The 24,895-nt window shown below is 65.2% G+C and carries 18 protein-coding genes and 1 other RNA gene; 10 read left to right on the top strand and 9 right to left on the bottom strand.

The window, feature by feature from the left end; translation table 11 throughout:
* Nucleotides 1–87 precede the first annotated feature (87 nt).
* The gene (locus tag HMPREF2914_RS02005; RefSeq protein ID WP_025991802.1) at nucleotides 88–648 is read left to right on the top strand and encodes a hypothetical protein; all 561 of its coding nucleotides are present in this window, start codon (nucleotides 88–90) and stop codon (nucleotides 646–648) included.
* 364 nt (nucleotides 649–1,012) lie between these two features.
* Here HMPREF2914_RS02005 and HMPREF2914_RS31085 read toward each other — a convergent pair whose 3' ends face one another.
* Complete coding sequence (locus tag HMPREF2914_RS31085) at nucleotides 1,013–1,486, bottom strand: GNAT family N-acetyltransferase (RefSeq protein WP_023657597.1); 474 nt, start codon at nucleotides 1,484–1,486, stop codon at nucleotides 1,013–1,015.
* A 720-nt stretch (nucleotides 1,487–2,206) separates the two neighbouring features.
* On the bottom strand, nucleotides 2,207–3,475 hold the full coding sequence (gene fabF / locus HMPREF2914_RS01995; protein WP_003133331.1) for a beta-ketoacyl-ACP synthase II: 1,269 nt from the start codon (nucleotides 3,473–3,475) through the stop codon (nucleotides 2,207–2,209).
* A gap of 108 nt (nucleotides 3,476–3,583) precedes the next feature.
* Here fabF and HMPREF2914_RS01990 point away from each other — a divergent pair, with 108 nt between their 5' ends.
* Complete coding sequence (locus HMPREF2914_RS01990) at nucleotides 3,584–4,090, top strand: winged helix-turn-helix transcriptional regulator (protein WP_003086962.1); 507 nt, start codon at nucleotides 3,584–3,586, stop codon at nucleotides 4,088–4,090.
* A 214-nt stretch (nucleotides 4,091–4,304) separates the two neighbouring features.
* Nucleotides 4,305–5,447 (top strand): 4-phosphoerythronate dehydrogenase PdxB, encoded by a 1,143-nt coding sequence (pdxB, locus tag HMPREF2914_RS01985; RefSeq protein WP_023092011.1) that lies wholly within the window; start codon nucleotides 4,305–4,307, stop codon nucleotides 5,445–5,447.
* A gap of 34 nt (nucleotides 5,448–5,481) precedes the next feature.
* On the opposite strand, the gene aceK is transcribed toward pdxB, so the two are convergent.
* On the bottom strand, nucleotides 5,482–7,215 hold the full coding sequence (aceK, locus tag HMPREF2914_RS01980; protein ID WP_003082886.1) for a bifunctional isocitrate dehydrogenase kinase/phosphatase: 1,734 nt from the start codon (nucleotides 7,213–7,215) through the stop codon (nucleotides 5,482–5,484).
* Nucleotides 7,216–7,350: 135 nt separating this feature from the next.
* On the opposite strand from aceK, the gene HMPREF2914_RS01975 reads away from it, so the two are divergent.
* Nucleotides 7,351–7,884 carry a GNAT family N-acetyltransferase gene (locus HMPREF2914_RS01975; protein WP_003082887.1) on the top strand — a complete coding sequence of 178 codons (534 nt, stop codon included), beginning with the start codon at nucleotides 7,351–7,353 and terminating at the stop codon, nucleotides 7,882–7,884.
* 157 nt (nucleotides 7,885–8,041) lie between these two features.
* Here HMPREF2914_RS01975 and guaD read toward each other — a convergent pair whose 3' ends face one another.
* The 5 genes from guaD to alkB2 all read right to left on the bottom strand — a co-directional run bounded on the left by guaD (nucleotide 8,042) and on the right by alkB2 (nucleotide 15,482).
* Nucleotides 8,042–9,346: a guanine deaminase gene (gene guaD, locus HMPREF2914_RS01970; protein WP_003083342.1), complete on the bottom strand. Its 1,305-nt coding sequence runs from the start codon at nucleotides 9,344–9,346 to the stop codon at nucleotides 8,042–8,044.
* Nucleotides 9,347–9,415: 69 nt separating this feature from the next.
* Nucleotides 9,416–10,255, bottom strand: a complete 840-nt coding sequence (xdhC, locus tag HMPREF2914_RS01965; protein WP_003087215.1) for a xanthine dehydrogenase accessory protein XdhC — start codon at nucleotides 10,253–10,255, stop codon at nucleotides 9,416–9,418.
* A gap of 26 nt (nucleotides 10,256–10,281) precedes the next feature.
* Nucleotides 10,282–12,681: a xanthine dehydrogenase molybdopterin binding subunit gene (xdhB, locus tag HMPREF2914_RS01960; protein ID WP_023092010.1), complete on the bottom strand. Its 2,400-nt coding sequence runs from the start codon at nucleotides 12,679–12,681 to the stop codon at nucleotides 10,282–10,284.
* Nucleotides 12,674–14,128: a xanthine dehydrogenase small subunit gene (gene xdhA, locus HMPREF2914_RS01955; RefSeq protein ID WP_003087219.1), complete on the bottom strand. Its 1,455-nt coding sequence runs from the start codon at nucleotides 14,126–14,128 to the stop codon at nucleotides 12,674–12,676. Before xdhA ends, xdhB begins: the two co-directional genes overlap by 8 nt.
* 220 nt (nucleotides 14,129–14,348) lie before the next feature.
* Complete coding sequence (gene alkB2 / locus HMPREF2914_RS01950; protein WP_003083349.1) at nucleotides 14,349–15,482, bottom strand: alkane 1-monooxygenase AlkB2; 1,134 nt, start codon at nucleotides 15,480–15,482, stop codon at nucleotides 14,349–14,351.
* 180 nt (nucleotides 15,483–15,662) lie between these two features.
* Between alkB2 and HMPREF2914_RS01945 the strand changes: the two genes are divergently transcribed.
* The 6 genes from HMPREF2914_RS01945 to ffs all read left to right on the top strand — a co-directional run bounded on the left by HMPREF2914_RS01945 (nucleotide 15,663) and on the right by ffs (nucleotide 23,976).
* Nucleotides 15,663–16,322 (top strand): GntR family transcriptional regulator, encoded by a 660-nt coding sequence (locus HMPREF2914_RS01945; RefSeq protein WP_003087224.1) that lies wholly within the window; start codon nucleotides 15,663–15,665, stop codon nucleotides 16,320–16,322.
* 25 nt (nucleotides 16,323–16,347) lie between these two features.
* Nucleotides 16,348–19,836 (top strand): chromosome segregation protein SMC, encoded by a 3,489-nt coding sequence (gene smc / locus HMPREF2914_RS01940; RefSeq protein WP_003133020.1) that lies wholly within the window; start codon nucleotides 16,348–16,350, stop codon nucleotides 19,834–19,836.
* A gap of 165 nt (nucleotides 19,837–20,001) precedes the next feature.
* On the top strand, nucleotides 20,002–20,871 hold the full coding sequence (zipA, locus tag HMPREF2914_RS01935) for a cell division protein ZipA (protein ID WP_023092009.1): 870 nt from the start codon (nucleotides 20,002–20,004) through the stop codon (nucleotides 20,869–20,871).
* 90 nt (nucleotides 20,872–20,961) lie between these two features.
* Nucleotides 20,962–23,346 carry an NAD-dependent DNA ligase LigA gene (ligA, locus tag HMPREF2914_RS01930; RefSeq protein ID WP_023092008.1) on the top strand — a complete coding sequence of 795 codons (2,385 nt, stop codon included), beginning with the start codon at nucleotides 20,962–20,964 and terminating at the stop codon, nucleotides 23,344–23,346.
* A 45-nt stretch (nucleotides 23,347–23,391) separates the two neighbouring features.
* Nucleotides 23,392–23,769 carry a hypothetical protein gene (locus tag HMPREF2914_RS01925; RefSeq protein ID WP_003083354.1) on the top strand — a complete coding sequence of 126 codons (378 nt, stop codon included), beginning with the start codon at nucleotides 23,392–23,394 and terminating at the stop codon, nucleotides 23,767–23,769.
* Between the two features lie 110 nt (nucleotides 23,770–23,879).
* An RNA gene (gene ffs / locus HMPREF2914_RS01920) (signal recognition particle sRNA small type) lies at nucleotides 23,880–23,976 on the top strand.
* Between the two features lie 46 nt (nucleotides 23,977–24,022).
* On the opposite strand, the gene HMPREF2914_RS01915 is transcribed toward ffs, so the two are convergent.
* Nucleotides 24,023–24,889, bottom strand: a complete 867-nt coding sequence (locus HMPREF2914_RS01915) for a substrate-binding periplasmic protein (RefSeq protein WP_031278138.1) — start codon at nucleotides 24,887–24,889, stop codon at nucleotides 24,023–24,025.
* Nucleotides 24,890–24,895: the final 6 nt, after the last annotated feature.

The raw sequence follows: 24,895 nt of genomic DNA, 5'->3' as shown, positions 1-24,895 counted from the left end.
TATTACTAATGTCATCAGTCGGGATTTGGCAGGCTGCGGTGTGAAGCACGCGGCAGGCGAGAGCGAAGTCCAAGCAAGGGGGCAGTCGTGGAAAACTTCCATATTCTGGCGACCGTGCTTTCGATGATTCTGGGCTTGTCCATCACCAGGGTTCTGTTGGGCGCCATGACCGTTTTCAGGATTCGCCGCACGGCACAGCCAGACTGGGTCGCACTTGCTTGGGCACTCGTGCTTTTCCTGTTCCAACTGCAGTTCTGGTGGGCCCTAAACGACCTCCCCACCTTAAAGAATGCCTTTTCGTTCATCGAGTTCCTGCTTTTGGTCTGCCTGTCACTATCGCTGTTTAGTGCGGCGGCGTTGATATTGCCAAGTCGCAGCGAAGACGAGGCCGATGGCCTTCAGGTCTACTTTGAACAAGATGGACGCTTTGCCCTATTGGCGATCTGCATTTATCTAGGATTAGGAAGTACGACCAATATCCTGTTCTTCAACGCCTCACCATTCCAGCTATGGGGTGCGTTGGATTTGGTCATGTTCACAGTATCGCTGGCAGCGTTCTTCTCTCGCTCTCGCCGCTTTTACGCGCCACTGACACTGGTGTATCTACCCTTGGCAATGATAGATATCGCTGTTTCGTTGGGAGCGTAGAAAGTTAGCGCTTTTCAACACTCAGAGGCTACTGCCCGCTTGTGGCCGGTAGCTATCGCTCATTACCGGCTGCTTTCGCCCCCTGGCTGCCGTCAGCCGCTGACAGAAAAGGCCACAAGGAGTTTTGTGAAGCCAAGCCAAGGACACGTTCAACCCAAAACTAAAAATCCATGTCTACACAAAACCCTACCGCGACTCATAGAGCTATCGCAGAGCAGTGCAGCGAAGCGTGGTATGCTCCACCGCACGCTCAGATATCTGCCAAAGTGCCGGCAATAGCGCTTACTCTGATGGGCAATTTCGCATCGTTACCTCGAACTCATTGTAATCAAACGCCAGTACGCGAACGGTAGCAACCTCATTACTAAACGAGCGGCTTGCTCATATTGATACCGGTCACACAAAAGCCACTACCTTCATAAACATGTTTGGCTCGTTCGTTGTCGCCAGCTACTCGTAATTTTATCTGTTGAAATCCTCGAAGTTTAAGCTCCCGCTCCAAAGACTCCAAGGCCTGCTTGGCGAGACCTTTTCCCTGGTGGACGGGAAGAATGTGGAAATCATTTATAAATGCCAAGTGCAGGGACAGATCCTCTTCGTACCACAGATATCCTATGACTTCTTCGGGGCCATCTGCCGGATCGTACAGGCACAGCAAAGATTGTCCAGCCGTATTGATACCGTCAGGTAAATCATCTGCTATTTCCAATTTGGCTTGCACAAGAGATTCACTGTACGAAAGCCTATGACTGGATGAAATCTCAGATGCATAGGCAGGGACAAAATAATCGAGATAACCTGAGAATTCGCTTTCTCGCATAGGTCTTAACGAGATCATTGGACGCTTCCATTTTTTAATGTTTTTTCTAGGCAGAACATAAGTATTCAAAAAGTGAGAATTTCACAGCGCTAGCGCGATAATAATCAGCTACCAAAGGCATGACATCATCTCACGATAGAGCCCGAAAGGGTTCCGCCAGCACTAACGGAAAGACCAGACTTACACCCGCCCATGAGAGTTTACCGTATCGTCTCTCTTAAGTCTGGTAAACATCTGGGTCGGCTATTCGACCCGAGAGCCTGCCGATCATTGCCGAGGGCAACTCATGGTGCAAACTCTGTTAGGTAGTTCGTCTTCTTTGGTCGAACGGCAGCTTCCGAGCCCTAGCCGCTTCTCGTGGAGGACAGCTAATGCTGGCTCGTCACGCTCCCCACGAGAGCACGCTGCACTACACCGCTTGCACTGACATAAAGTCCAAGGGCGATGTCCATCATGATTGAGTAAGCAAGATCAGTTCAGCGGCCTTCGATCATTCCATTTCCTTACTGACTCCCTGCTGGGCAGATCAATCTAAACGAAAGGGTAAGTCCGCTCTTGGCCGAAAGCGGTCATTGAACGCCCACTCCACAAGCAATTGCCCCACGAATCCAGATCGCGCCTAGACCATCACGACGCAGTTACAGCATAGGAAAACCCACACGCTCTGGGGCAATGCGACATGAGTGGCTTCCCCTCCGCCAGCGTGCTCAGGAACGACTGGCAGAGGGGTCGCCCACCCTACACCCAACGCCGGAACAACAGGCTGGCATTCACCCCGCCGAAGCCGAAGCCATTGGACAGCGCGTGTTCCATCGGCCAGCGCCGGGCTTCGCCGCGAACCAGGTCGAGGCCCTCGGCGTCGGTGTCGGGCGTTTCCAGGTTGAGCGTGGCGGGGGCGAGCTGGTCGCGCAGTGCCAGGACCGTGAAGATCGCCTCGATGCCGCCGGCGGCGCCCAGAAGGTGGCCGGTGGCGGATTTGGTCGCGCTGATGGCGAGCCCGCTGCCGGTGCCGAACACGGCCTTGATGGCGGCCAGTTCGCCCTTGTCGCCTACCTGGGTGGAGGTGGCGTGGGCATTCAGGTGCTGCACCGCGGCCGCTTCCACGCCGGCCTGGCGCAGCGCCTGCTGCATGGCCCGGCGGGCGCCGCTGCCATCTTCCGGCCCGGCGGTCATGTGGTAGGCGTCGGCGCTGGTGCCGTAGCCCACCAGCTCGGCGATGGGCCTGGCGCCGCGCGCCAGGGCGTGCTCCAGTTCCTCGATGACCAGTAGGCCAGCGCCTTCGCCCATGACGAAGCCGTCGCGGGCCTGGTCGAAGGGGCGCGAGGCGCGTTCGGGGCTGTCGTTGAAATCGCTGGACAGGGCGCGCGCGGCGGCGAAGCCGGCCAGGCTGACCCGGTGGATGGTCGCTTCCGCGCCGCCGCAGAGCGCCACGTCGACCTCTCCCGCGCGGATCATCCGCGCCGCGTCGCCGATGGCTTGCACGCCCGCCGCGCAGGCGGTCACCGGGGCGCCCAGCGGTCCCTTGAAGCCATGGCGGATCGACACATGGGCGGCCGCCATGTTGCAGAGAAAGGACGGGATGGTGAAGGGCGACAGGCGCCGCGGTCCCTTGCCGTCGGTGGTCCGCACCGCTTCGGCGATGGCATGGAAGCCGCCCACCCCGGAGGCGATGACGGTCGCCGTGCGCTCCTGCGCCTCGGCGCTCTGCGGCGCCCAGCCGGCCTGCGCCAGGGCCTCTTGCGCGGCGGCCAGGGCGAAGAGGATGAAGCGGTCCATCTTGCGTTGTTCCTTGGCGGCCAGCAGCAGGTCGGGATCGAAGCCGGCCTGCGGGTCCTGGACACGGTCGGGGACCTGGCCGCCGATGCTGATGGGCAGGTCGCCGATCAGCTCCGCTGGGAGCGTGGCGATGCCCGATTGCCCGGCCAGCAGGCGTTGCCATATGGGTTCGACTCCGCAGCCCAGCGGGCTGACCGCGCCCATGCCGGTGACGACGATACGTTTGCTCATGAGGGTCCGAGTCCTTCTGTTCCGATGGAATAGCAGTCAGTGGACGTAACTATCATCATGAAAGTAACATGCGGACCAGCACTTTGTGAGCCTCGCCAAGGAAGAACCATGCAACGCAAGACCTTCGCCGATGCCGAATGCCCCATAGCCCGCAGCCTGGAACGGGTCGGCGAATGGTGGAGCATCCTGATCATGCGCGATGCGCTACAGGGCCTGCGCCGCTTCGACGAATTTTCCCGCAGCCTGGATATCGCGCCGAACATGCTCACCCGGCGCCTGAACGCGCTGGTGGAGGCGGGCCTGCTCGAACGCCAGCCCTACAGCCAGCGTCCGCTGCGCTATCAGTACGTGCCCACGGCCAAGGGCGAGGATTTTCGCGTCGTGCTCATGGCTTTCGTCGCCTGGGGCAATCGCCATTACGCAGAGGAAGGGCAGAGCGTGCAGCTCGTCGAGCGAACAAGCGGGCGGCCGGTGCGCTCGTTCATGGCGGCTCTCGCCGATGGCCGAACGGTACCGCTGGAGCAATGCACCGTGCAGGCCGGGCCTGCCGCCAGCGAGGAAATGCGCCAGCGCCTGGCGGCCATGCCGGAGCGGAGTGAGCTACCGGCTCGATGAACGGGCTCCCTGGCGTACGCCGCCTGGTCGAGGAGGCGGACGAGGCGTTCGCGGTTCTGTTCCTTGTAGCTGGCCATCGTTCGCGGTCGTGGTTGGGAGAAACGCGATCGTCGAGGCTTGCGCATGGCGCTGGCAGGTCCGCCTCGCGAGCCGTTCGGCAACACCGCGAGCCCTCGGCCTGCTAGAGTGTGCAGCCTCGTTCGCGGAGGTCTGCATGCGTATTCTCGCCGATGAAAACATTCCCGTGGTCGACGCCTTCTTCGCCGACCAGGGCTCCATTCGCCGCTTGCCCGGGCGCGCCATCGACCGCGCGGCGCTGGCCGAGGTCGACGTGCTGCTGGTGCGCTCGGTCACCGAGGTCAGCCGCGCCGCGCTGGCCGGCTCGCCGGTGCGCTTCGTCGGCACCTGCACCATCGGCACCGACCATCTCGACCTCGACTACTTCGCCGAGGCCGGCATCGCCTGGTCCAGCGCGCCCGGCTGCAACGCCCGCGGGGTGGTGGACTACGTGCTCGGCTGCCTGTTGGCGATGGCCGAGAAGCGCGGCGCCGACCTGGCTGAACGCACCTATGGCGTGGTCGGCGCCGGGCAGGTCGGCGGGCGGCTGGTGGAGGTGCTGCGCGGGCTGGGCTGGAAAGTGCTGGTCTGCGATCCGCCGCGCCAGGCACGCGAGCCGGACGGCGAGTTCGTCTCGCTGGAACGGCTGCTGGCCGAGGCCGACGTGATCAGCCTGCACACTCCGCTGAACCGCGACGGCGAATACCCGACCCGTCACCTGCTGGATGAGACCCGCCTGGCCGCCCTGCGTCCCGGCACCTGGCTGGTCAACGCCAGCCGTGGCGCGGTGGTCGACAACCAGGCCCTGCGCCGCCTGCTCGAAGGCGGCGCCGACCTGGAAGTGGCGCTGGACGTCTGGGAAGGCGAACCGCAGGCCGACCCCGAGCTGGCCGCGCGCTGCCTGATCGCCACGCCGCACATCGCCGGCTACAGCCTGGAAGGCAAGCTGCGCGGCACCGCGCAGATCTACCAGGCCTACTGCGCCTGGCGCGGCATCGCCGAACGTGTGAGCCTGCAAGATGTGCTGCCGGAAACCTGGCTCGCCGGCCTGCAACTCAACCCCGGCTGCGACCCGGCCTGGGCGCTGGCCACTCTGTGCCGCGCGGTATACGACCCGCGCAGCGACGACGCCGCCTTCCGCCGCAGCCTGACCGGCGACAGCGCCACCCGCCGCGCCGCCTTCGACGCCCTGCGCAAACACTACCCGCCGCGCCGCGAGATCACCGGCCTGCGCGTCGCCACCGGTGGACAGGCGGAGTTGCAGCGGGTGGTGCGGGCGCTGGGGGCGCAGTTGGTCTAGGAGCGTGCGACTGGTTCGATTCCTGCCTCTGCACCTACCCGAGCAACTGCTCAGGCGTCTCCTGCCGCCGATAGGGAAACACGTCGATCACCTTGCCCTCGCGGATCTGCTCCTGCAGGCCCTGCCAGTATTTGGCGTCGTAGAGGTTGCCGTGCAGCTTGGCGAATAGCCGGCGCTGGTTGAGGTCGACGAACAGGAAGCGCGGGAATTCTTCCGGGAACACGTCGTTGGGCCCCACCGAATACCAGGGCTCGGACGACATCTCGTCCTCGGGGAAGCGCGGCTCGGGGATGTAGCGGAAGTTCACCTCGGTGAGGTAGCAGATCTCGTCGTAGTCGTAGAACACCACCCGGCCATGGCGAGTCACGCCGAAGTTCTTCAGCAGCATGTCGCCGGGGAAGATGTTCGCTGCCGCCAGTTGCTTGATCGCCAGCCCGTAGTCGTTCAGCGCCTCGCGGGTCTGCGCCTCGCTGGCGTTCTCCAGGTAGATGTTCAGCGGGGTCATGCGCCGCTCCGTCCAGCAGTGGCGGATCAGCACCACGTCGCCTTCCATCACCACCGTCGACGGCGCCACTTCCAGCAGTTCTGCCAGGCACTCCGGCTCGAACTTGCTCACCGGGAAGCGGAAGTCGGCGAACTGCTGGGTGTCGGCCAGGCGTCCGACCCGGTCGTGGTTCTTCACCAACTGATACTTCTGGATCACCGTGGCGTGGTCGACGCTCTTCGACGGGTTGAAGCGGTCCTTGATGATCTTGAACACCGTGTTGAAGCCGGGCAGGGTGAACACGCTCATCACCATGCCGCGCACGCCGGGGGCCATGACGAAGCGGTCGTCGGTGGTCGCCAGGTGGTTGATCAGGGCGCGGTAGAACTCACTCTTGCCCTGCTTGTAGAAGCCGATCGAGGTGTACAGCTCGGCCAGGTGCTTGCCCGGCAGCAGGCGCTTGAGGAAGGCCACCAGCTCGGCCGGCACCGGCACGTCGACCATGAAGTAGGAGCGGGTGAAGGAGAAGATGATCGAGACTTCCGCCTCGTCGGTGATCACCGTGTCGAACTGGATGCCGTGGCCCTCGCGGTGCAGCAGCGGGAACACCAGCGGCCACTGCTCGTCCGGGGTGAACAGGCGGCCCACCAGGTAGGCGCCCTTGTTGCGATAGAACACCGAGCCGATCAGCTCGATGGCCAGGTCCGGGTCCTTGCACACCCAGTCCGGCAGGTTGCTGTGCAGCAGTGCGTCGATCCGTTCGAGGTCGCGCTCGCGGTCGTCGTAGGGCACGTCGAAGCGGTAGTCGTCGAAGATCTTCTCCAGCGCCTGGCGCAGGTCGCCGCCTGGCCGGTAGGTGCGGGTGTAGGGCGCGCGGGCGTGGGCGCGCAGCGAGGGCCGGGTGGTGTGCACGAACATCGTGCCGTCGCTGATGTTGTCGTGGCTGAACAGCCCGCAGAAGATCGAGTTGAACCAGGTCTCGGCCAGCTCGTCGTCCAGCCGCAGGTCGATCTGCGCGATGTAGGCGCTTTTGATGATCGGCCAGCGCTCCACGTCCAGCAGCTCGCTGTCGGCCAGCCCCGCGCGCAGCCCGGCCACCGTCTCGGCGACCTTTTCCTCGTAGAGGTTGATCCGCTGCGCCGAGGCGCGCTGCGCTTCCTGCCACTGCGCCTGCTCGAAGCGGGCACGGGCGCCGTCGGTGATCTCGCGGAACTGCTCTCGGTAATCGTCGAAACCGCGCAGGATGAGGGCGGCGATTTCGCTGGCTGGGGCGCTCTGGACCATGCTGGCGTCCTTTCGTTGTTCGAAGGTCGAGCTTAGCCAGAGCCGCGCGGCAGGGAAAGCGCGATCTCCGACCGGCTGGTCGAGCCCGGCGCAGACGCTTATGCTGGGTGGCCAGACAGCCCAGGGATGACCGCAATGACCGCCGAATCGCCGACGATCCGCCTCGAACGCTACAGCGAACGCCACGTGGAAGGCCTCACCGCCCTGTACAACGACCCCGCCGTGGCCCGCCAGGTCCTGCAGATGCCCTACCAGTCGGTGGAGCAGCGCCGCAAGCGCCTGCACGACAGCGCGGACGACGACCGCCTGCTGATCCTCGTCGCCCTGCACCAGGGCGACGTCATCGGCAGCGCCAGCCTCGAACAGCACCCGCGCATCCGCCGCAGCCACAGCGGCAGCATCGGCATGGGCGTCGCCGTCGCCTGGCAGGGCAAGGGCGTCGGCAGCCGCCTGCTCGGCGAACTGCTGGACATCGCCGACAACTGGATGAACCTGCGCCGCGTCGAACTCACCGTCTACACCGACAACGCCCCGGCGCTGGCGCTGTATCGCAAGTTCGGCTTCGAGACCGAAGGAGAGATGCGCGACTATGCGGTGCGGGATGGGCGCTTCGTGGACGTGTACAGCATGGCGCGCTTGAGGAGGGTCGAGGGGCGGGTGGGGGAGTGAGGGTGGCCGGGAGGCTGCCTCCGGCCAGCAGCGGCCTATTAAGGACCGCTCCAGCCCACCGATACAGGTGACTCAGCCACGCGAAACTCAGCAGTGCAGAAGTGTGGCTCCCCCCAGCTAGAGTTCGGACACCTTCGGGGCTTTTTTCATGAGCGTGTCAGTCGCGGCGATGCACCGAGCGACCGGCGGCGAAGGTTTCCTTCACCGTGCGGTCGTCGCCGAGGATGGTCAGCGCGAACAGCCGTTCGGCCAGGCTGCCGGCCTGGCTCAGGCGGTAGGAGAGCAGCGGGGTGGCGTGGTAGTCGAGGACCACGAAGTCCGCCTCGTTGCCGGTGGCGAAGCTGCCGATCCGGTCGTCCAGCTCCAGCGCGCGGGCGCCGCCGAGGGTGGCGAGGTAGAGCGACTTGAACGGATCGAGGCGGGCGCCCTGCAACTGCATGACCTTGTACGCCTCGTTCAGGGACTGCAGCTGGGAGAAGCTGGTGCCGGCGCCGACATCGGTGCCGAGGCCGACCTTGACCTTGTAGCGCTCCAGCTTCGGCAGGTCGAACAGACCGCTGCCGAGGAACAGGTTGGAGGTCGGGCAGAACGCCACTGCCGAGCCAGTCTCCGCCAGGCGCTGGCATTCGCCGTCGCACAGGTGCACGCCATGGGCGAACACCGAGCGCGGCCCGAGCAGGCCGTGGTGGTCGTAGACGTCCAGGTAGCCGCTGCGCTCGGGGAACAGCTCCTTCACCCACTCGATTTCCTTGAGGTTCTCCGACAGGTGGGTGTGCAGGTATACGCCGGGATGCTCGCGCAGCAGCCGCGCCGCCATGTCCAGCTGTTCCGCAGTGCTGGTCGGGGCGAAGCGCGGGGTCACTGCGTAGAGCAGACGGCCCTGGCCGTGCCAGCGCTCGATCAGCGCCTTGCTGTCGCGGTAGCTGCTCTCGGCGGTGTCGGTCAGGTAGTCCGGCGCGTTGCGGTCCATCATCACCTTGCCGGCGATCAGGCGCAGGTCCAGGCGCCGGGCGGCCTCGAACAGCGATTCCACCGATTGCCGGTGCACGCTGCCGAAGACCAGCGCGGTGGTGGTGCCGTTGCGCAGCAGTTCCTGCAGGAAGATCTCGGCGACCTGGTCGGCATGGGCCTGGTCACCGAATTGGCGCTCGGTGGGGAAGGTATAGGTGTTCAGCCAGTCCAGCAGTTGTTCGCCGTAGGAGGCGATCATCCCGGTCTGCGGGAAATGGATGTGGGTATCGATGAAGCCGGGGGTGATCAGCGCGTCGCGGTACTCGAAGACCTCGACCTCGCCGATCTCGCCGAGCAGGGTTTCGGCGTCACCGAGGCGAGCGACCTTGCCGTCCTCCACCAGCAACAGGCCGTCCTCGAAGTATTCGTAGGAGCGTTCGACGCCGACCTCCGCGGGATCGGCGATGCTGTGCAGGATGGCGGCGCGGTAGGCTTTGGCGTTGCGGGTCATGGCAGTCTCGAAAAAAGGTTCGTGGGAGGTCCGCCGCCTGGCGGCGGACGCGGGGGAGCGGGGGGGCGCTCAGGATTCGTGGGCGCGGCGCGACTCCGGGGTCAGCCGGGTGACGCTCGACGGCCCCTGCTTGCGTTCCAGGCCGAAGGCGGCGTTGTAGGTGGCGATCACCTCGCCGGCGATGGAGATGGCGATCTCCGCCGGCAGCTTGCCTTTCACCTGATCCAGGCCCATCGGGCAGCGCATCCGTTGCAGGCGTTCGGCGTCGACGCCACGTTCGCGCAGGCGGTGCTCGAACTTGACGCGCTTGGTCTTCGAGCCGATCAGGCCGAAGTAGGCGAAGTCGTTGCGCGCCAGGATCGCTGCGGTAAGCTCCAGGTCCAGCGGGTGGTTGTGGGTCATGACGATGAAGTGGCTGCCGGGCGGCATCCGCTCGACCTCGTCGAGCACTTCGTCGTTCACCACTTTCTCCACGCCGTCGGGCAGGAGCGCGGGAAATTCGTGTTCCCGCGAATCGATCCAGCGCACCCGGCAGGGCAGGCTGGCGAGCAAGGGTACCAGGGCGCGACCGACGTGGCCCGCGCCGAACACGGCGATGTGTGCCTGCGGCTGGCCCATCGGCTCGAACAGCAGCACCGTGGCGCCGCCGCAGCATTGGCCGAGACTGGCGCCCAGGCTGAAGCGCTCCAGACGGGTGTCCTGGGTCCGCGCGGCGAGCATTTCCCGGGCAATGGCCTGGGCCCTGTATTCCAGGTGGCCGCCGCCGATGGTGTCGTAGAGCCGCTCGGCGCTGACCACCATCTTCGAGCCGGCGTTGCGCGGGGTCGAGCCGCGCTCCTCGATGATGGTCACCAGGACGCAAGGTTCGCCGCTACGCTGCAACTCGGCCAGGGCGCTGATCCAGTTCATCTCGTCATCCTCCCGATCGCGGCGGTTCAGGCCGGTTCGACCGCGGCGTCCGCCGCTTGCGCCTGGGCGGCCTTCAGCCGGCGCATCTGTTCCACGCCCCAGAGCACCCGCTCGGGCGTCGCCGGCGCGTCGATGGCGGGGTGCGCGCGGTAGTCGGCGAGGCTGGCCACGGCGTCCTTGATCGCGCACCAGACCGAGATGCCGAGCATGAACGGCGGCTCGCCCACGGCCTTGGAATGGAACACGGTCTGCTCCGGATTCTTGCGGTTCTCCAGCAGTTTCACCCGCAGGTCCAGCGGCATGTCGGCGACGGCGGGAATCTTGTAGCTGGCCGGGCCGCTGGTCATCAGCTTGCCCTTGGCGTTCCAGACCAGTTCCTCCATGGTCAGCCAGCCCATGCCCTGGACGAAGCCGCCTTCGACCTGGCCGATGTCGATGGCCGGGTTCAGCGAGTCGCCGACGTCATGCAGGATGTCGGTGCGCAGCATGCGGTATTCGCCGGTGAGGGTATCGACTATCACCTCCGAGCAGGCGGCGCCGTAGGCGAAATAATAGAAGGGCCGGCCACGGGCCTGCTCGCGGTCGTAGAAGATCTTCGGCGTGCGGTAGAAGCCGGTGCTGGACAACGAGACCTGGCCGAAGTAGGCCTGCTGGACCAGTTCCTCGAACGGCAGGATCAGCTCGCGGATACGCACCTGGTTGTTGCGGAACTCGACGTCTTCCTCGCTGACCTTCCAGTGCCGCGCGGCGAACTCCACCAGGCGCCGCTTGATGGTTTCGGCGGCATTCTGCGCGGCCTTGCCGTTCAGGTCGGTGCCCGAGGAGGCGGCGGTGGGCGAGGTATTGGGTACCTTGTCGGTATTGGTGGCGGTGATCTGGATGCGCTCCACGTCGACCTGGAAGACCTCGGCGACCACCTGGGCGACCTTGGTGTTGAGGCCCTGGCCCATTTCGGTGCCGCCATGGTTCAGGTGGATGCTGCCGTCGGTATAGATGTGGATCAGCGCACCTGCCTGGTTGAGGAAGGTCGCGGTGAACGAAATGCCGAACTTCACCGGGGTCAGCGCCAGGCCTTTCTTCAGGACCGGGCTGGCGGCATTGAACGCACGGATTTCCTCGCGGCGGCGGGCGTACTCGCTGCTCGCTTCCAGCTCGGCAGTCATCTCCGCCAGCAGGTTGTGCTCGACGGTCTGGTGGTAATGGGTGACGTTGCGCTCGTCCTTGCCGTAGTAGTTGAGCTTGCGCACCTCCAGCGGATCCTTGCCGAGGCTGCGGGCCACGGCGTCCATGATCTCCTCGATGGCGACCATTCCCTGGGGCCCGCCGAAACCGCGGTAGGCGGTGTTCGAGGCGGTGTTGGTCTTGCAACGGTGGCCGTTGATGGTGGCGTTGCCGAGGAAGTAGGCGTTGTCCGAGTGGAACATGGCGCGGTCGACGATCGAGCCGGAGAGGTCCGGCGAATAGCCGCAATTGCCGGCCAGGTCGATCTGGATGCCGTGCAGGCGGCCATCGTCGTCGAAGCCGACGTCGTATTCGACGTAGAACGGGTGACGCTTGCCGGTGATCTGCATGTCCTCCATGCGCGGCAGGCGCATCTTCGCCGGACGCCCGGTGTGGTAGGCGACCACCGCGCACAGGCAGGCCGGCGCCGCGGCCTGGGTTTCCTTGCCGCCGAAGCCGCCGCCCATGCGGCGCATGTCGATGACGATGCGGTTGAAGGAAACCCCGAGGACCTCGGCCACCAGCTTCTGCACTTCGGTGGGGTTCTGCGTCGAGCAATAGACGATCATGCCGCCGTCTTCGCTGGGCATTACCGAGGAAATCTGCGTCTCCAGGTAGAAATGCTCCTGGCCGCCGATGTGCAGCGTGCCTTGCAGGCGATGCGGCGCGCCGGCCAGCGCGGCGGCGGAATCGCCGATGCGGTGCTGGTGGCTGTCGAGGACGAAATGGCGCTTGCGCAGGGCCTCGACCACGTCGAGCACCGGTTCCAGGTCTTCGTACTCGACGATCGCCGCCATGGCCGCCTTGCGCGCGGTTTCCAGGCTGTCGGCGGCGACCGCCAGGACCATCTGTCCGACATACTCCACCTTGCCATCGGCCAGCAGCGGGTCGCCGGCCACCACCGGGCCGATGTCCAGCTGGCCGGGAACGTCGGCGGCGGTGAGGGCGATGGCGACGCCGGGGAACTGGTAGCAGGGCGTCACGTCGAGGCGGGTGATGCGGGCGTGGGCGCGCTCGCTCAGGCGCGCATAGACGTGCAACTGGTTGGGAAACTCCAGGCGATCGTCGATGTAGATCGCCTCGCCGCTGACGTGCTTGGGGGCGCTTTCGTGCTTGACGCTGCGGCCGACTCCGGTGGTCAGCTCGGCGCGGAACAGGTCGGCCAGCTCTTCCTGGCTCTTGTGCGGCTTGCGATGGTTAGACATAGGCGGTCACCCGGGTTTCGACGGCGGGAGCGTGCAGCTCCAGGAAGCATTTGCGCAGCAGGTTCTGCGCGGTCAGCAGGCGATATTCCTTGCTCGCGCGGAAGTCGCTGAGCGGGGTGAAGTCGTTCGCCAGGGCGGCGGCGGCGCGTTCGAAGCTGGCGGCTTCCAGGCGCGCGCCTTGCAGCGCCGCTTCGCAGGCGGCGGCGCGCTTGGGAATCGCCGCCATGCCGCCGAAGGCGACCCTGGCGCGGGCGATCCGGCCATCTTCCAGGTCGAGGCTGATGGCGGCGCAGACCGCGGAAATATCGTCGTCGATGCGCTTGGAGACCTTGTAGGCCTTGAACGCCTGGCTGGGCCGGGCACGCGGGACGAGGATCTTCTCGATGAACTCGCCTTCTTCGCGGGCGGTGACCTTGTAGTCGAGGAAGTACTCCTCCAGCGGCAGCTCGCGGCGCCGTTCGCCGCGGCGCAGGACGATCTTCGCGCCGAGGGCGATCAGCAGCGGCGGGGCGTCGCCGATCGGCGAGGCGTTGCCGATATTGCCGCCGAGGGTGCCCTGGTTGCGGATCTGCAGGGACGCGAAACGCTGCAGCAATTCGCCGAAGTCCGGGTAGTCCGCGGCCAGCGCCTGGTAGCAGTCGGTCAGCGGGGTGGCGGCGCCGATTTCCAGGCAGTTGACGCCCACTTCGATGCGTTTCATTTCGCGGATGTGGCCGACATAGATCATCACCGGCAGTTCGCGATGGAACTGGGTGACCTCCAGCGCCAGGTCGGTGCCGCCGGCCAGCAGGCGTGCCTGCGGATTGGCGCCGTAGAGGTCGGCCAGGTCGGCGACGGTGAGCGGCAGCAGGCAGCGCCGGTCACCGCTGTTCAGCTCGGCGGTTTCGCGCGGAGCGATGGCGCGCAATTGCTCGATGGTGGCGGCTTCCCGGGCGTCGAACTGGTCTGCGCGCTTGTGGCAGCAGGCCTGCTCGGCGGCGTCGAGGATCGGCCGGTAGCCGGTGCAGCGGCAGAGGTTGCCGGCGAGCGCCTCGTGGGCCTTGGCCGGATCGGCGCCGGCGCTGTTCTTCTGCAGGGCGAACAGCGACATGACGAAGCCCGGCGTGCAGAACCCGCACTGCGAGCCATGGCAGTCGACCATCGCCTGCTGCACGTCGTGCAGACGGTCCTGATGCTTGAGGTCCTCGACGGTGATCAATTGCTTGCCGTGAAGGGCGGAAACGAAGGTCAGGCAGGAGTTCAGGCTGCGATAGCGGATGCGTTCGGCACCATCCTCGCCGGTGACCAGTTCGCCGACCACCACGGTGCAGGCGCCGCAATCGCCGGAGGCGCAGCCTTCCTTGGTGCCGGTCTTGCCGAGGTGCCGGCGCAGGTAGTCGAGGACGGTGAGGTTGGGGTCCAGGCGTTCTTCGACGCGGATCTCCCGGTTGAGCAGGAACCTGATCAAGGCGTGCCTCCAGGCGGGTTCTTGTTATTGAATTCTAGGCCTTGCAGGAGAACCGGCCGGAGTGGGGCGGTTTCCGCACAGGGCTCCACGGTAGGAGCTATGGAGGCGAATCTAGAAAAAACTGACTTTTGAGTCAAATATTTTTTTGACCTGTAGGTCAGTCAGTTTCCCCATAAACGAAAACGGCACCCGAAGGTGCCGTTTCCCAGGGGCGGGACGCTCAGATGCGCTGGGTGTCGGTAAGCTGGTATTCCTCGCCGGCATAGTAGGCGCGCACCTTCGGGTCCATCACCGCGCGCCAGAGCGGCGGGAACAGGGCGAGGACGATCATCCCGGCGTAGCCGTTGGGCAGTTGCGGGCTGCTGTCGTAGTGGCGCAGCACCTGGTAGCGGCGCTTGGCGTAGGCATGGTGGTCGGAATGGCGCTGCAGGTGGAAAAGGAACAGGTTGGTCAGGAGGAAATTGCTGTTCCACGAGTGTTCCGGCGTGGTGCGTTCGTAGCGGCCGTTGTCCAGACGCCGCCGATGCAGGCCGTAGTGCTCGACGTAGTTGACGATCTCCAGCAGGGTGAAGGCCATCACCGACTGGCCGAGGAAGAAGATCGCTCCCAGCCAGCCGAAGGCCAGGCTGAAGCCGAGCAGGAAGAGGGCGCTGATGGCGTACCACCAGATCAGCTCGTTGCGCCAGTGCAGGGCCGGCAGGCCCTTGCGCTTCAGGCGCTCGGCCTCCAGGCGCCAGGCGTTGAGGAAGTTGTGCTTGTAGGCGTGCGGGAGGAACGAGTAGAGGCTCTGGCCGTAGCGCGAGGACGAGGCATCTTCCGGGGTCGAGACGTGTACATGGTGGCCGCGCACGTGTTCGACCTTGAAGCCGGCATAGCACACCGCCGCCAGCAGCAGGCCGCCGGCGTTCTGTTCCAGTTGCGGGTCCTTGTGGATCAGTTCGTGGGAGACGGTGATGCCGATGGCGCCCATCACGGTGCCCACCGACAGGATCCAGCCCAGTTGGCCGACCCAGTCCCAGCGGGTCTCGTGGGCGAGGATCCAGCCGGACCAGACGAGCATGCCCAGCAACAGCGGGACGGTGGCCAGGGACAGTACGCGGTAGTAGCCCTGTGCTTCCATCTCCGGCACTTCGCTGGCTTCCTCGGGGTTGGCCGGATCGCGGCCGACGATGGCATCGAGGATCGGGATCAGCCCGAACACCACGCTGATCACCAGCCAGGGCCAGGCGTTGGGGTAGTCGCTACCGAGCGACCACCAGTAGCTGAGCGGGATGCCGAGCACCGCGATCAGCCAGATCCAGTAGCCGTACTTTTTCAGACGCAGCATCCAGGCAGAGGAAAGCGAGGCAAACATGGGAAGTCCTCGTATTTATCTTGTTAGATTGTCTGACAATTGTCCTCCCTTGGCCGGCCTGCCCCATCCCAACCTTCGTTCTGTCCGCCGCTTCGCCGGGAAGCCGGCGGGGTAACGCCCTGTGTTACACTTCCCATCCATATACCCCCGGAAAACGCGCCCCTGGATAAAAGGATCACCATGACGTTCAAGGCCCCGGACAGCCTGGCAGAGCAGATCGCCCACCACCTCGCGGAACGCATCATCCGGGGAGAACTCAAGGAACGGGAACGTATCCAGGAGCAGAAGGTCACCCAGACCCTCAACGTCAGTCGCGGCTCGGTCCGCGAGGCGCTGCTGATTCTCGAACGCCGCCACCTGGTGAACATCCTGCCGCGCCGCGGCGCCCAGGTGTCCGAACTGTCCCCGCAACATGTGGAAAGCCTCTACGCGCTGATCGTGCAGCTCTACATCCTGCTGGCGGAAAGCGTCGCCCGGCGCTGGCGCAGCGAGGCCGAGCTGGCACCGTTCCTGGCCATCCAGCAGCGCCTGCTGAACAACCTGGCGCAAAGCGATATCGACGGCTTCGTCGAGGCCAGTTTCGACATCATGCGCGCGGCCTTTCCTTTCGCGAACAATCCCTACCTGCAGGAGACCGTCGAAAACCTGCTGCCGGCGGTGAGTCGCGCCTACCACCTGGCGCTGGAGCGGCGCAAGGCGGAAATGAACCAGTTCCTCGGCAGTTTCGCCCAGCTCCTGCAAGCGGTGATCGCCCGTGACGAGGCGAGGATCCGCGAGGTCCTGCTGGAATACGGCCGCCACAACTGCCAGCTGGTGCTGGCCGCGCTCGCCGAACGCTGATGGCGACCCTGGCGGGAGCGCACGCATGCGCCTGAAGAGCATCAAGCTGGCGGGGTTCAAGTCCTTCGTCGATCCGACCACGGTGAACTTCCCCAGCAACATGGCGGCAGTGGTAGGGCCGAACGGCTGCGGCAAGTCGAACATCATCGACGCGGTGCGCTGGGTGATGGGCGAAAGCTCGGCGAAGAACCTGCGCGGCGAGTCGATGACCGATGTCATCTTCAACGGCTCGAATACCCGCAAGCCGGTGAGCCAGGCGAGCATCGAGCTGATCTTCGACAACGCCGAGACCACTCTGGTGGGCGAATACGCCCAGTACGCCGAGATATCCATTCGCCGGCGGGTCTCGCGGGACGGGCAGAACACCTATTTCCTCAACGGCACCAAGTGCCGGCGGCGCGACATCACCGACATCTTCCTCGGCACCGGCCTGGGGCCGCGCAGCTACTCGATCATCGAACAGGGCATGATCTCCAAGCTGATCGAGGCGCGTCCGGAAGACCTGCGCAACTTCATCGAGGAAGCCGCGGGCATTTCCAAGTACAAGGAGCGCCGCCGCGAAACCGAAAGCCGCATCCGTCGGACCCAGGAAAACCTGGCACGCCTCACCGACCTGCGCGAAGAGCTGGGGCGGCAACTGGAACGCCTGCACCGGCAGGCCCAGTCGGCGGAAAAATACCAGGAACACAAGGCCGAGGAGCGCCAGCTCAAGGCCCAGCTGGGTGCCGTGCGCTGGCGCGACCTGAACGAGCAGGTCGGTCAGCGCGAGCGGGTCATCGGCGACCAGGAGATCGCCTTCGAGGCCCTGGTGGCCGAGCAGCGTGGTGCCGATGCCGGCATCGAACGGCTGCGCGACGGCCATCACGAGTTGTCCGAACGCTTCAACCAGGTGCAGGCGCGCTTCTATTCGGTCGGCGGCGACATCGCCCGGGTCGAGCAGAGCATCCAGCATGGCCAGCAGCGCCAGCGCCAGTTGCAGGACGACTTGCGCGAAGCCGAACGGACCCGCCAGGAAACCGAATCGCACCTCGGGCACGACCGTACCTTGCTCGCGACCCTGGCCGAGGAAATGGCCATGCTCGCACCGGAACAGGAACTCAGCGCGGCCGCCGCGGAAGAAGCGGGCATCGCCCTGGAACAGGCCGAGCAGGGCATGCAGGCCTGGCAGCAGCAGTGGGATGCCTTCAACCAGCAGAGCGCCGAACCCCGCCGCCAGGCCGAGGTGCAGCAGTCGCGCATCCAGCACCTGGAGCAGAGCCTGGAGCGCCTGCAGGATCGCGAGCGGCGCCTGCAGGAGGAGCGTGGCCAGTTGGCGGCCGACCCCGAGGACGCGGCGATCCTCGAACTCAACGAACAGGTGGCGATCGCCGAATTGGCCCTGGAAGAACTGCAATTGCAGGAGCAGGGCCAAGCCGAGCGACTCGAACAATTGCGCCAGGAATTGCAGCAGCTGGCCGCCGAACAGCACCAGGCGCAGGGCGAGTTGCAGCGCCTGAACGGGCGCATCGCTTCGCTGGAGGCCCTGCAGCAGGCCGCTCTCGATCCCGGACAGGGCGCGTTGGAGTGGTTGCGCGAGCAGGGCCTGGAACAACGTCCGCGCCTCGCCGAAGGCTTGCGTGTCGAGCCGGGTTGGGAGCTGGCGGTGGAGACCGTGCTCGGCGCGGATCTGCAGGCGGTCTTGCTGGACGGCTTCGACGGGCTCGCCCTGGCCGGCTTCGGCAAGGGCGAGCTGCGCCTGCTCAGCCCCGCTCGCGGAGCCGCGACGGCGGCCGGTTCGCTGCTGGACAAGGTCCGCGCCGACGCCGACCTGAGTCCCTGGTTGGCCCGGGTGAAACCGGTGGAGACCCTGGAACAGGCGCTCGCCCAGCGCGGCGCCCTGGACGACGGCGAGAGCCTGATCAGTCGCGATGGCTACTGGGTCGGCCGGCACTTCCTGCGGGTCCGGCGCAGCGACGAGGCCCAAGGCGGCATGCTCGCCCGCGCCCAGGAACTGGAGGCGTTGCAGGAACGGCGCGAGGTCCTGGAAACCCGCGTCGCCGAGGGCGAGGAGCGTCTGGCTGCGGCCCGCGACGAGCAGCGCGAGCTGGAAGGCGCGCGCGAGCAGGTGCGGCGCCAGGTCCAGGAGGAGGGGCGCCGGCACGGCGAGCTGAAGGCGCAGTTGTCCGCGCAGCAGGCCAAGGTCGAGCAACTGGTACTGCGTCGCCGCCGTCTCGACGAAGAAGTGGCGGAACTGGCCGAGCAGCGCGCGCTGGAACAGGAGCAACTGAGCGAGGCGCGCCTGACCCTGCAGGAAGCGCTGGATAGCATGGCGCTGGACACCGAGCGCCGGGAAACCCTGCTGGCGGAGCGTGACGCCCTGCGCGAACGGCTCGACCGGATTCGCCAGGATGCCCGTACCCACAAGGACCATGCGCACCAACTGGCGGTGCGGGTCGGCTCGCTGAGGGCGCAGCACAATTCCACCCAGCAGGCTCTGGAGCGCCTCGACCAGCAGTCGGCGCGCCTCAACGAGCGTTGCGAACAGCTCAACCTCAATCTGGAGGAGGGTGCGGCGCCGCTGGAAGAGCTGCGCATGAAGCTCGAGGAGTTGCTGGAGCGACGGATGGCCGTCGAGGACGAACTCAAGCAGGCGCGGCTGGCCCTGGAAGACGCCGATCGCGAACTGCGCGAGGTGGAGAAGCGCCGCGGCCAGGCCGAGCAGCAATCGCAACTGCTGCGTGGCCAGCTGGAGCAGCAGCGCCTGGAGTGGCAGGGGCTGGTGGTGCGGCGCAAGGCCTTGCAGGAGCAGCTCGCCGAAGACGGCTACGACCTGCACACGGTACTGGCCAACCTGCCCCTGGATGCCAGCGAACGCGAATGGGAGGAGCGTCTCGAGAGTCTCGCGGCGCGCATCCAGCGTCTGGGGCCGATCAACCTGGCGGCGATCGAGGAGTACCAGCAGCAGTCCGAGCGCAAGCGCTACCTGGACTCGCAGAACGACGACCTGGCCGAAGCGCTGGAGACGCTGGAAAACGTCATCCGCAAGATCGACCGGGAAACCCGCAATCGCTTCAAGGAAACCTTCGACCAGATCAATGCTGGCCTTCAGGCATTGTTCCCGAAGGTATTCGGCGGCGGTACGGCATATCTGGAACTTACCGGCGAAGATCTACTCGATACCGGTGTGGCGATCATGGCGCGCCCGCCGGGCAAGAAGAACAGCACCATCCACTTGTTGTCCGGCGGGGAAAAGGCGCTGACCGCGCTGGCGCTGGTATTCGCCATCTTCCAGTTGAACCCGGCGCCGTTCTGCATGCTCGACGAAGTCGATGCGCCATTGGACGATGCCAACGTCGGACGTTATGCGCGATTGGTGAAGGAGATGTCGGAAAAGGTGCAGTTCATCTATATCACCCACAACAAGATCGCCATGGAAATGGCCGATCAGTTGATGGGCGTGACCATGCATGAGCCGGGCTGTTCACGGCTTGTTGCAGTTGACGTGGAAGAGGCGGTCGCATTGGCTGAAGCCTGAGTGTCAGGCAGTGTAAACTTGTGCATGGGCATGTTAGTTTAATGGCCACTTTTTGTATCGCGTGGGAAAGTTCTGTCAGAACAAGGTTGGCTCCACGTTTCAAGGGACGGGACGTCCTTTTTTCATTTTTTTATTCACCATTTTCACTAGGGGCTACGGAATTACATGGATATCGGTCTGCGCGAATGGCTTATCGTTATCGGGCTTATCGTGATCGCCGGCATTCTCTTCGACGGTTGGCGGCGGATGCGGGGCGGCAAGGGCAAGTTGAAGTTCAAGCTCGACCGCAGTTTCGCCAATCTGCCGGACGACGACGGCGACTCGGCTGAACTGCTGGGGCCGGCGCGGGTGGTCGAGCATCGCGAGCCGTCCTTCGACGAACAGGACCTGCCCAGCGTCAGTGCCCGCGAAACCAAGGAGCGCAAGGGCGGCAAGCGCCAGGAAGAGCCGCGCCAGGGCGATCTGGACCTCGACGAGGGGCTGGCCCTGGAGGCGGACCCGAGCGATGCCGCCGAGACGGTGGAGCCGCGCAAGGGCAAGTCGAAGGGCCGCAAGGAGAAAGAGCGGGAGAAAGCCCCTGCGGTTGCTGCCGAACCTGCCCCGGTCGACGAGGTGCTGATCATCAACGTCATCGCCCGCGACGAAAGCGGCTTCAAGGGGCCGGCATTGTTGCAGAACATCCTCGAGAGCGGCCTGCGCTTCGGCGACATGGACATCTTCCATCGCCACGAAAGCATGGCCGGCAATGGCGAGATCCTGTTCTCCATGGCCAATGCGGTGAAACCGGGCACTTTCGACCTGGACGACATCGACAACTTCAGCACCCGCGCCGTGAGCTTCTTCCTCGGTCTGCCGGGGCCGCGCCATCCGAAGCAGGCCTTCGACGTGATGGTTGCCGCCGCGCGCAAGCTGGCCCACGAGCTGAACGGCGAGCTGAAGGACGAGCAGCGCAGCGTGTTGACCGCCCAGACCATCGAGCACTACCGCCAGCGCATCATCGACCATGAGCGTCGCAGCCTGATGCAGAAGCGCTGATCCGGCCACAGCCCCTTTCTTCGTACGGGAGGGGGCGAACTACTCTATAGAGCAGCCGAGGCTGCTCTTTTCGTTTCACGGACTCCCACCATGACCGACACCCAGGCTGCCGCCGAACGCATCGCGCAACTGCGAACCGAACTGGACACCCACAACTACCGTTACTACGTGCTCGACGAACCGAGCATTCCCGACGCCGAATACGATCGCCTGTTCCGCGAGTTGCAGGCGCTGGAGACCGAGTACCCGCAACTGCTGACGCCCGACTCGCCGACCCAGCGGGTCAGCGGCACGCCGGCCTCGGCGTTCGGCGAAGTGCGCCATGAGATCCCCATGCTCAGCCTCGGCAACGCTTTCGAGGAGCAGGACCTGCTGGACTTCGACCGCCGCGTACGCGAAGGACTGGCCGACCTGTTGCCTGGCGGCGACCTGCTCGGCGGTGGCGCGGAGGTCGAGTACAGTTGCGAGCCGAAGCTGGACGGCCTGGCCGTCAGCCTGCTCTACGAGCGCGGCCAACTGGTGCGCGGCGCCACCCGCGGCGACGGCAGCACCGGCGAGGACATCACCAGCAACGTACGCACCATTCGCAACGTACCGCTGAAGCTGCACGGCGAAGGCTGGCCGGAGATCCTCGAAGTGCGCGGCGAGGTGTTCATGTCCAAGGCCGGTTTCGAGGCGCTCAACGCCAAGGCCGTGGAAACCGGCGGCAAGACCTTCGCCAACCCGCGCAACGCGGCGGCCGGCAGCCTGCGCCAGCTGGATTCGAAGATCACCGCCAGTCGCCCGCTGGAGTTCTGTGCCTACGGCTTCGGCCAGGTCAGCGGGACGCTGCCGGACACCCAGGTGGGCATCCTCGAGGCGTTCCGCGGCTGGGGTATCCCCATCAGTCGCGAGCTGCGCCTGGTCAAGGGCGCCCAGGCCTGCCGCGACTACTACGACGACATCGGTCGCCGACGCGATGCGCTGGCCTACGAGATCGACGGCGTGGTGTTCAAGGTCAACCGCATCGCCTTCCAGCGCGAACTGGGCTTCCGCGCGCGCGAGCCGCGTTGGGCGATCGCCCACAAGTTCCCCGCGCGCGAGGAGCTGACCGAGCTGCTGGGTGTCGAGTTCCAGGTCGGCCGCACCGGCGCCGTGACCCCGGTGGCACGCCTCAAGCCGGTGCAGGTGGCCGGCGTCACGGTGTCCAATGCGACCCTGCACAACATGGATGAAGTCGCCCGCCTGGGCCTGCGCATCGGCGATACGGTGGTGATCCGCCGTGCTGGCGATGTGATTCCGCAGGTCATGCAGGTGGTGCTCGAGCGCCGCCCGGCGGATGCGCAGGCTATCGAGGTGCCCGAGCATTGCCCGGTCTGCGGCTCGGCCGTGGAGCGGACCCAGTTGGTCAAGCGCAGCAAGGGCAAGGAGTCGATCAGCGAGGGCGCCATCTATCGCTGCGTCGGCCGCCTCTCCTGTCAGGCGCAGTTGAAGCAGGCGATCATCCATTTCGTATCGCGCCGGGCAATGGACATCGACGGTCTTGGCGACAAGATCGTCGAGCAACTGGTGGATCGCGGGCTGGTCGCCTCGCCGGCGGATCTCTATACCCTGACCTATGAACAGGTGTTCGAGCTGGAAGGGTTCGCCGAGCTGTCCACCAACAACCTGCTGGCGGCCATCGCCGATAGCCGCAAGCCTTCGCTGGCGCGCTTCATCTTCGCCCTGGGGATTCCCGACGTCGGCGAGGAAACCGCCAAGCTGCTGGCGCGTTCGCTGGGTTCGCTCGAGCGGATCGGCAAGGCGCTCCCGGAAGTGTTGACCTACCTGCCGGACGTCGGCGCCGAGGTAGCCTACGAGATCCACAACTTCTTCGCCGACGAGCACAACCGCCAGGTGATCGCCCAGTTGCACGATGCCGAACATGGCGTGCAGTTGCAGGAAGAGGGCGAGGTCGCCGCGGAGTTCGCCGCCTGTGCCTCGCTGGCCGGTTTCATCGACAAGCTGAACATTCCCTTCATCGCCGCCACCGGCGCGGAAAAGCTGGCCAGCCGCTTCGGTTCGCTCGACGGCATCATCCGTGCCGACTGGCTCGATCTGCGCCAGGTGGAGCGTCTGCCCGAGCGAGCGGCGAAAAGCCTGCGCGATTTCTTCGACGAGCCGGCCAACGTGCAGCGTGCCCTGGCCATCGAGGCGCAGTTGCGTGAGTTCGGCATGCATTGGCAGAGCGAGCGCAAGGCGGTCGAAGGCCTGCCTCTGGCCGGGCAGACCTGGGTGCTGACCGGCACCTTGGAGGCGATGAGCCGGGACGTAGCCAAGGACAAGCTGGAAGGGCTCGGCGCCAAGGTGGCCGGCTCGGTGTCGGCCAAGACCCACTGCGTGGTCGCCGGGCCCGGCGCCGGCTCGAAGCTGGCCAAGGCCAACGAGCTGGGCGTGAAGGTGCTCGACGAAGACGGCCTGCTGAAACTGTTCGACGAGCACGGCGTCGCCCGCTGAAGCGGCGGCGCTGCTGCGAAAGATTTCCGAAGACTGGAGTTAACGATGGACAAGGCAAGAAAGCAGCGGTTGCTGGGCGTGCTCGCATTGGTGGTGCTGTTCGGCGCCTACGTGGGTTGGAGCGAGCGGCCGCGCATCCTGCTGCATTACAGTGGCCAGGCTTCGGCGCCGATCGCCTACAGCTACAAGGAGCAGGGCGTGGAAACCTTCTCCGGGGAGATCCGGCCCGGCCAGGTCCGCGAGTTTCCGGTGAAGCTGTTCGGCGGCAGCGATTACCGGATCGCCTTCTCCTTCCATCGCGGTGAGGAGAAGTATGCGTCGTTCAGCACCAAGCCGGGCTGGGGCACCCTGGACCTGTATGTCGATACCGAGCTGAGCGTATCGACCCAGCCGCCGCCGGAGGGTCTGATCCAGCAGCAATGAACCGCTTTCGCGAAATGGATTGCAAACGTAAGTGCTTGAAGTGGTTGTAACTTACGCGCAAGCCGGTAGAATGGCGCGGCCTATCCGAGGGTAGGCTGCAATGGTGGCCCTGTCGGTCCCCCCGCAACGATTACCCGTCAACCTGGTCAGGTCCGGAAGGAAGCAGCCACAGCGGGAACATCGTGTGCCGGGGTGTGGCTGGCGGGGCCGCCTCCATTTCAGGCCCGCTATTTTTCGCAGGCCGTCGACGCTCTTATCGGTAGCGCTGCAGTATCTCCTCGATCTCTCCGCTGCGCTTCATTTCCTCGAACGTCTTCAGTATCGCTTCCACCGGAACCTCCGCGGAATCCCGCACCAGGCAGCCCACCGCCGTTTCCTCGAGCTGCGCGGCTTCCTGGAGTGGCGGCTGCCCCGGCGCCTGGCGGTTGCTCCAGTGCAGCGACAGTTGATGGCTGACCGCGTAGCGGTAGCGGCCGGCGCGCAGCTTTTCCAGCACCAGATCCTGGGTGCGCGCATCGTCGCGGCGCAGTCGGCCGATGTCGAACAGCGCTTGCAAGCGGGGATAGCTGTAGCCGAGGACGGTACCGATACGCTGGGCCGGCAGCGCCTCGGGAATCGGCGCGAAGCCTTCGCGGGCGACCAGGATGTCGCGTTGCACCAGCAGCGCGACGCTCCAGCGATAGCCGGGGAAGTCGTGGCTGAGCCAGGCGGGGCTGATGTAGCAGCGGACATCGATTTCGCCAGCCTTCATCGCCTGCTCGATGCGCCCGCGCGGGTAGGGGTGGTAAAGCGCCTTGCGGCCGACCTGCCGGGCCAGGGAGCGGGTGATGTCGTAGACGATGCCGTCGATCGGCTGGCCCCGTTGCAGGCGGACCAACGGCATGCTCCAGCTTTCCATCACCGAGAAGCGCAATGGCGTCGCGTCGGTCTCCGCGGCCGTCGCTGGCAGGGCCGCGAGCAACTGCAGTAGGAGCAGCGCCGGTGCGCCGAAATGAGGCATGAACGATGTCAGGGAAGGTAGAGTCATTGCCACCGACGAGGGCTGCTGAAGGGCCAGGGGAATTCTTAGCACGCAGTTTGCCAAGTCGGCGAGCGCAGAAGGGGTAAATTGCGCTAGCATTGGCCG

It is taken from the genome of Pseudomonas sp. HMSC067G02, assembly GCF_001813485.1.
GTDB classification, from domain to species: Bacteria; Pseudomonadota; Gammaproteobacteria; order Pseudomonadales; family Pseudomonadaceae; genus Pseudomonas; species Pseudomonas aeruginosa.
The sequence above is the reverse complement of the archived record's forward strand: the minus strand, read 5'-3'. Positions and strand labels throughout refer to the sequence as shown.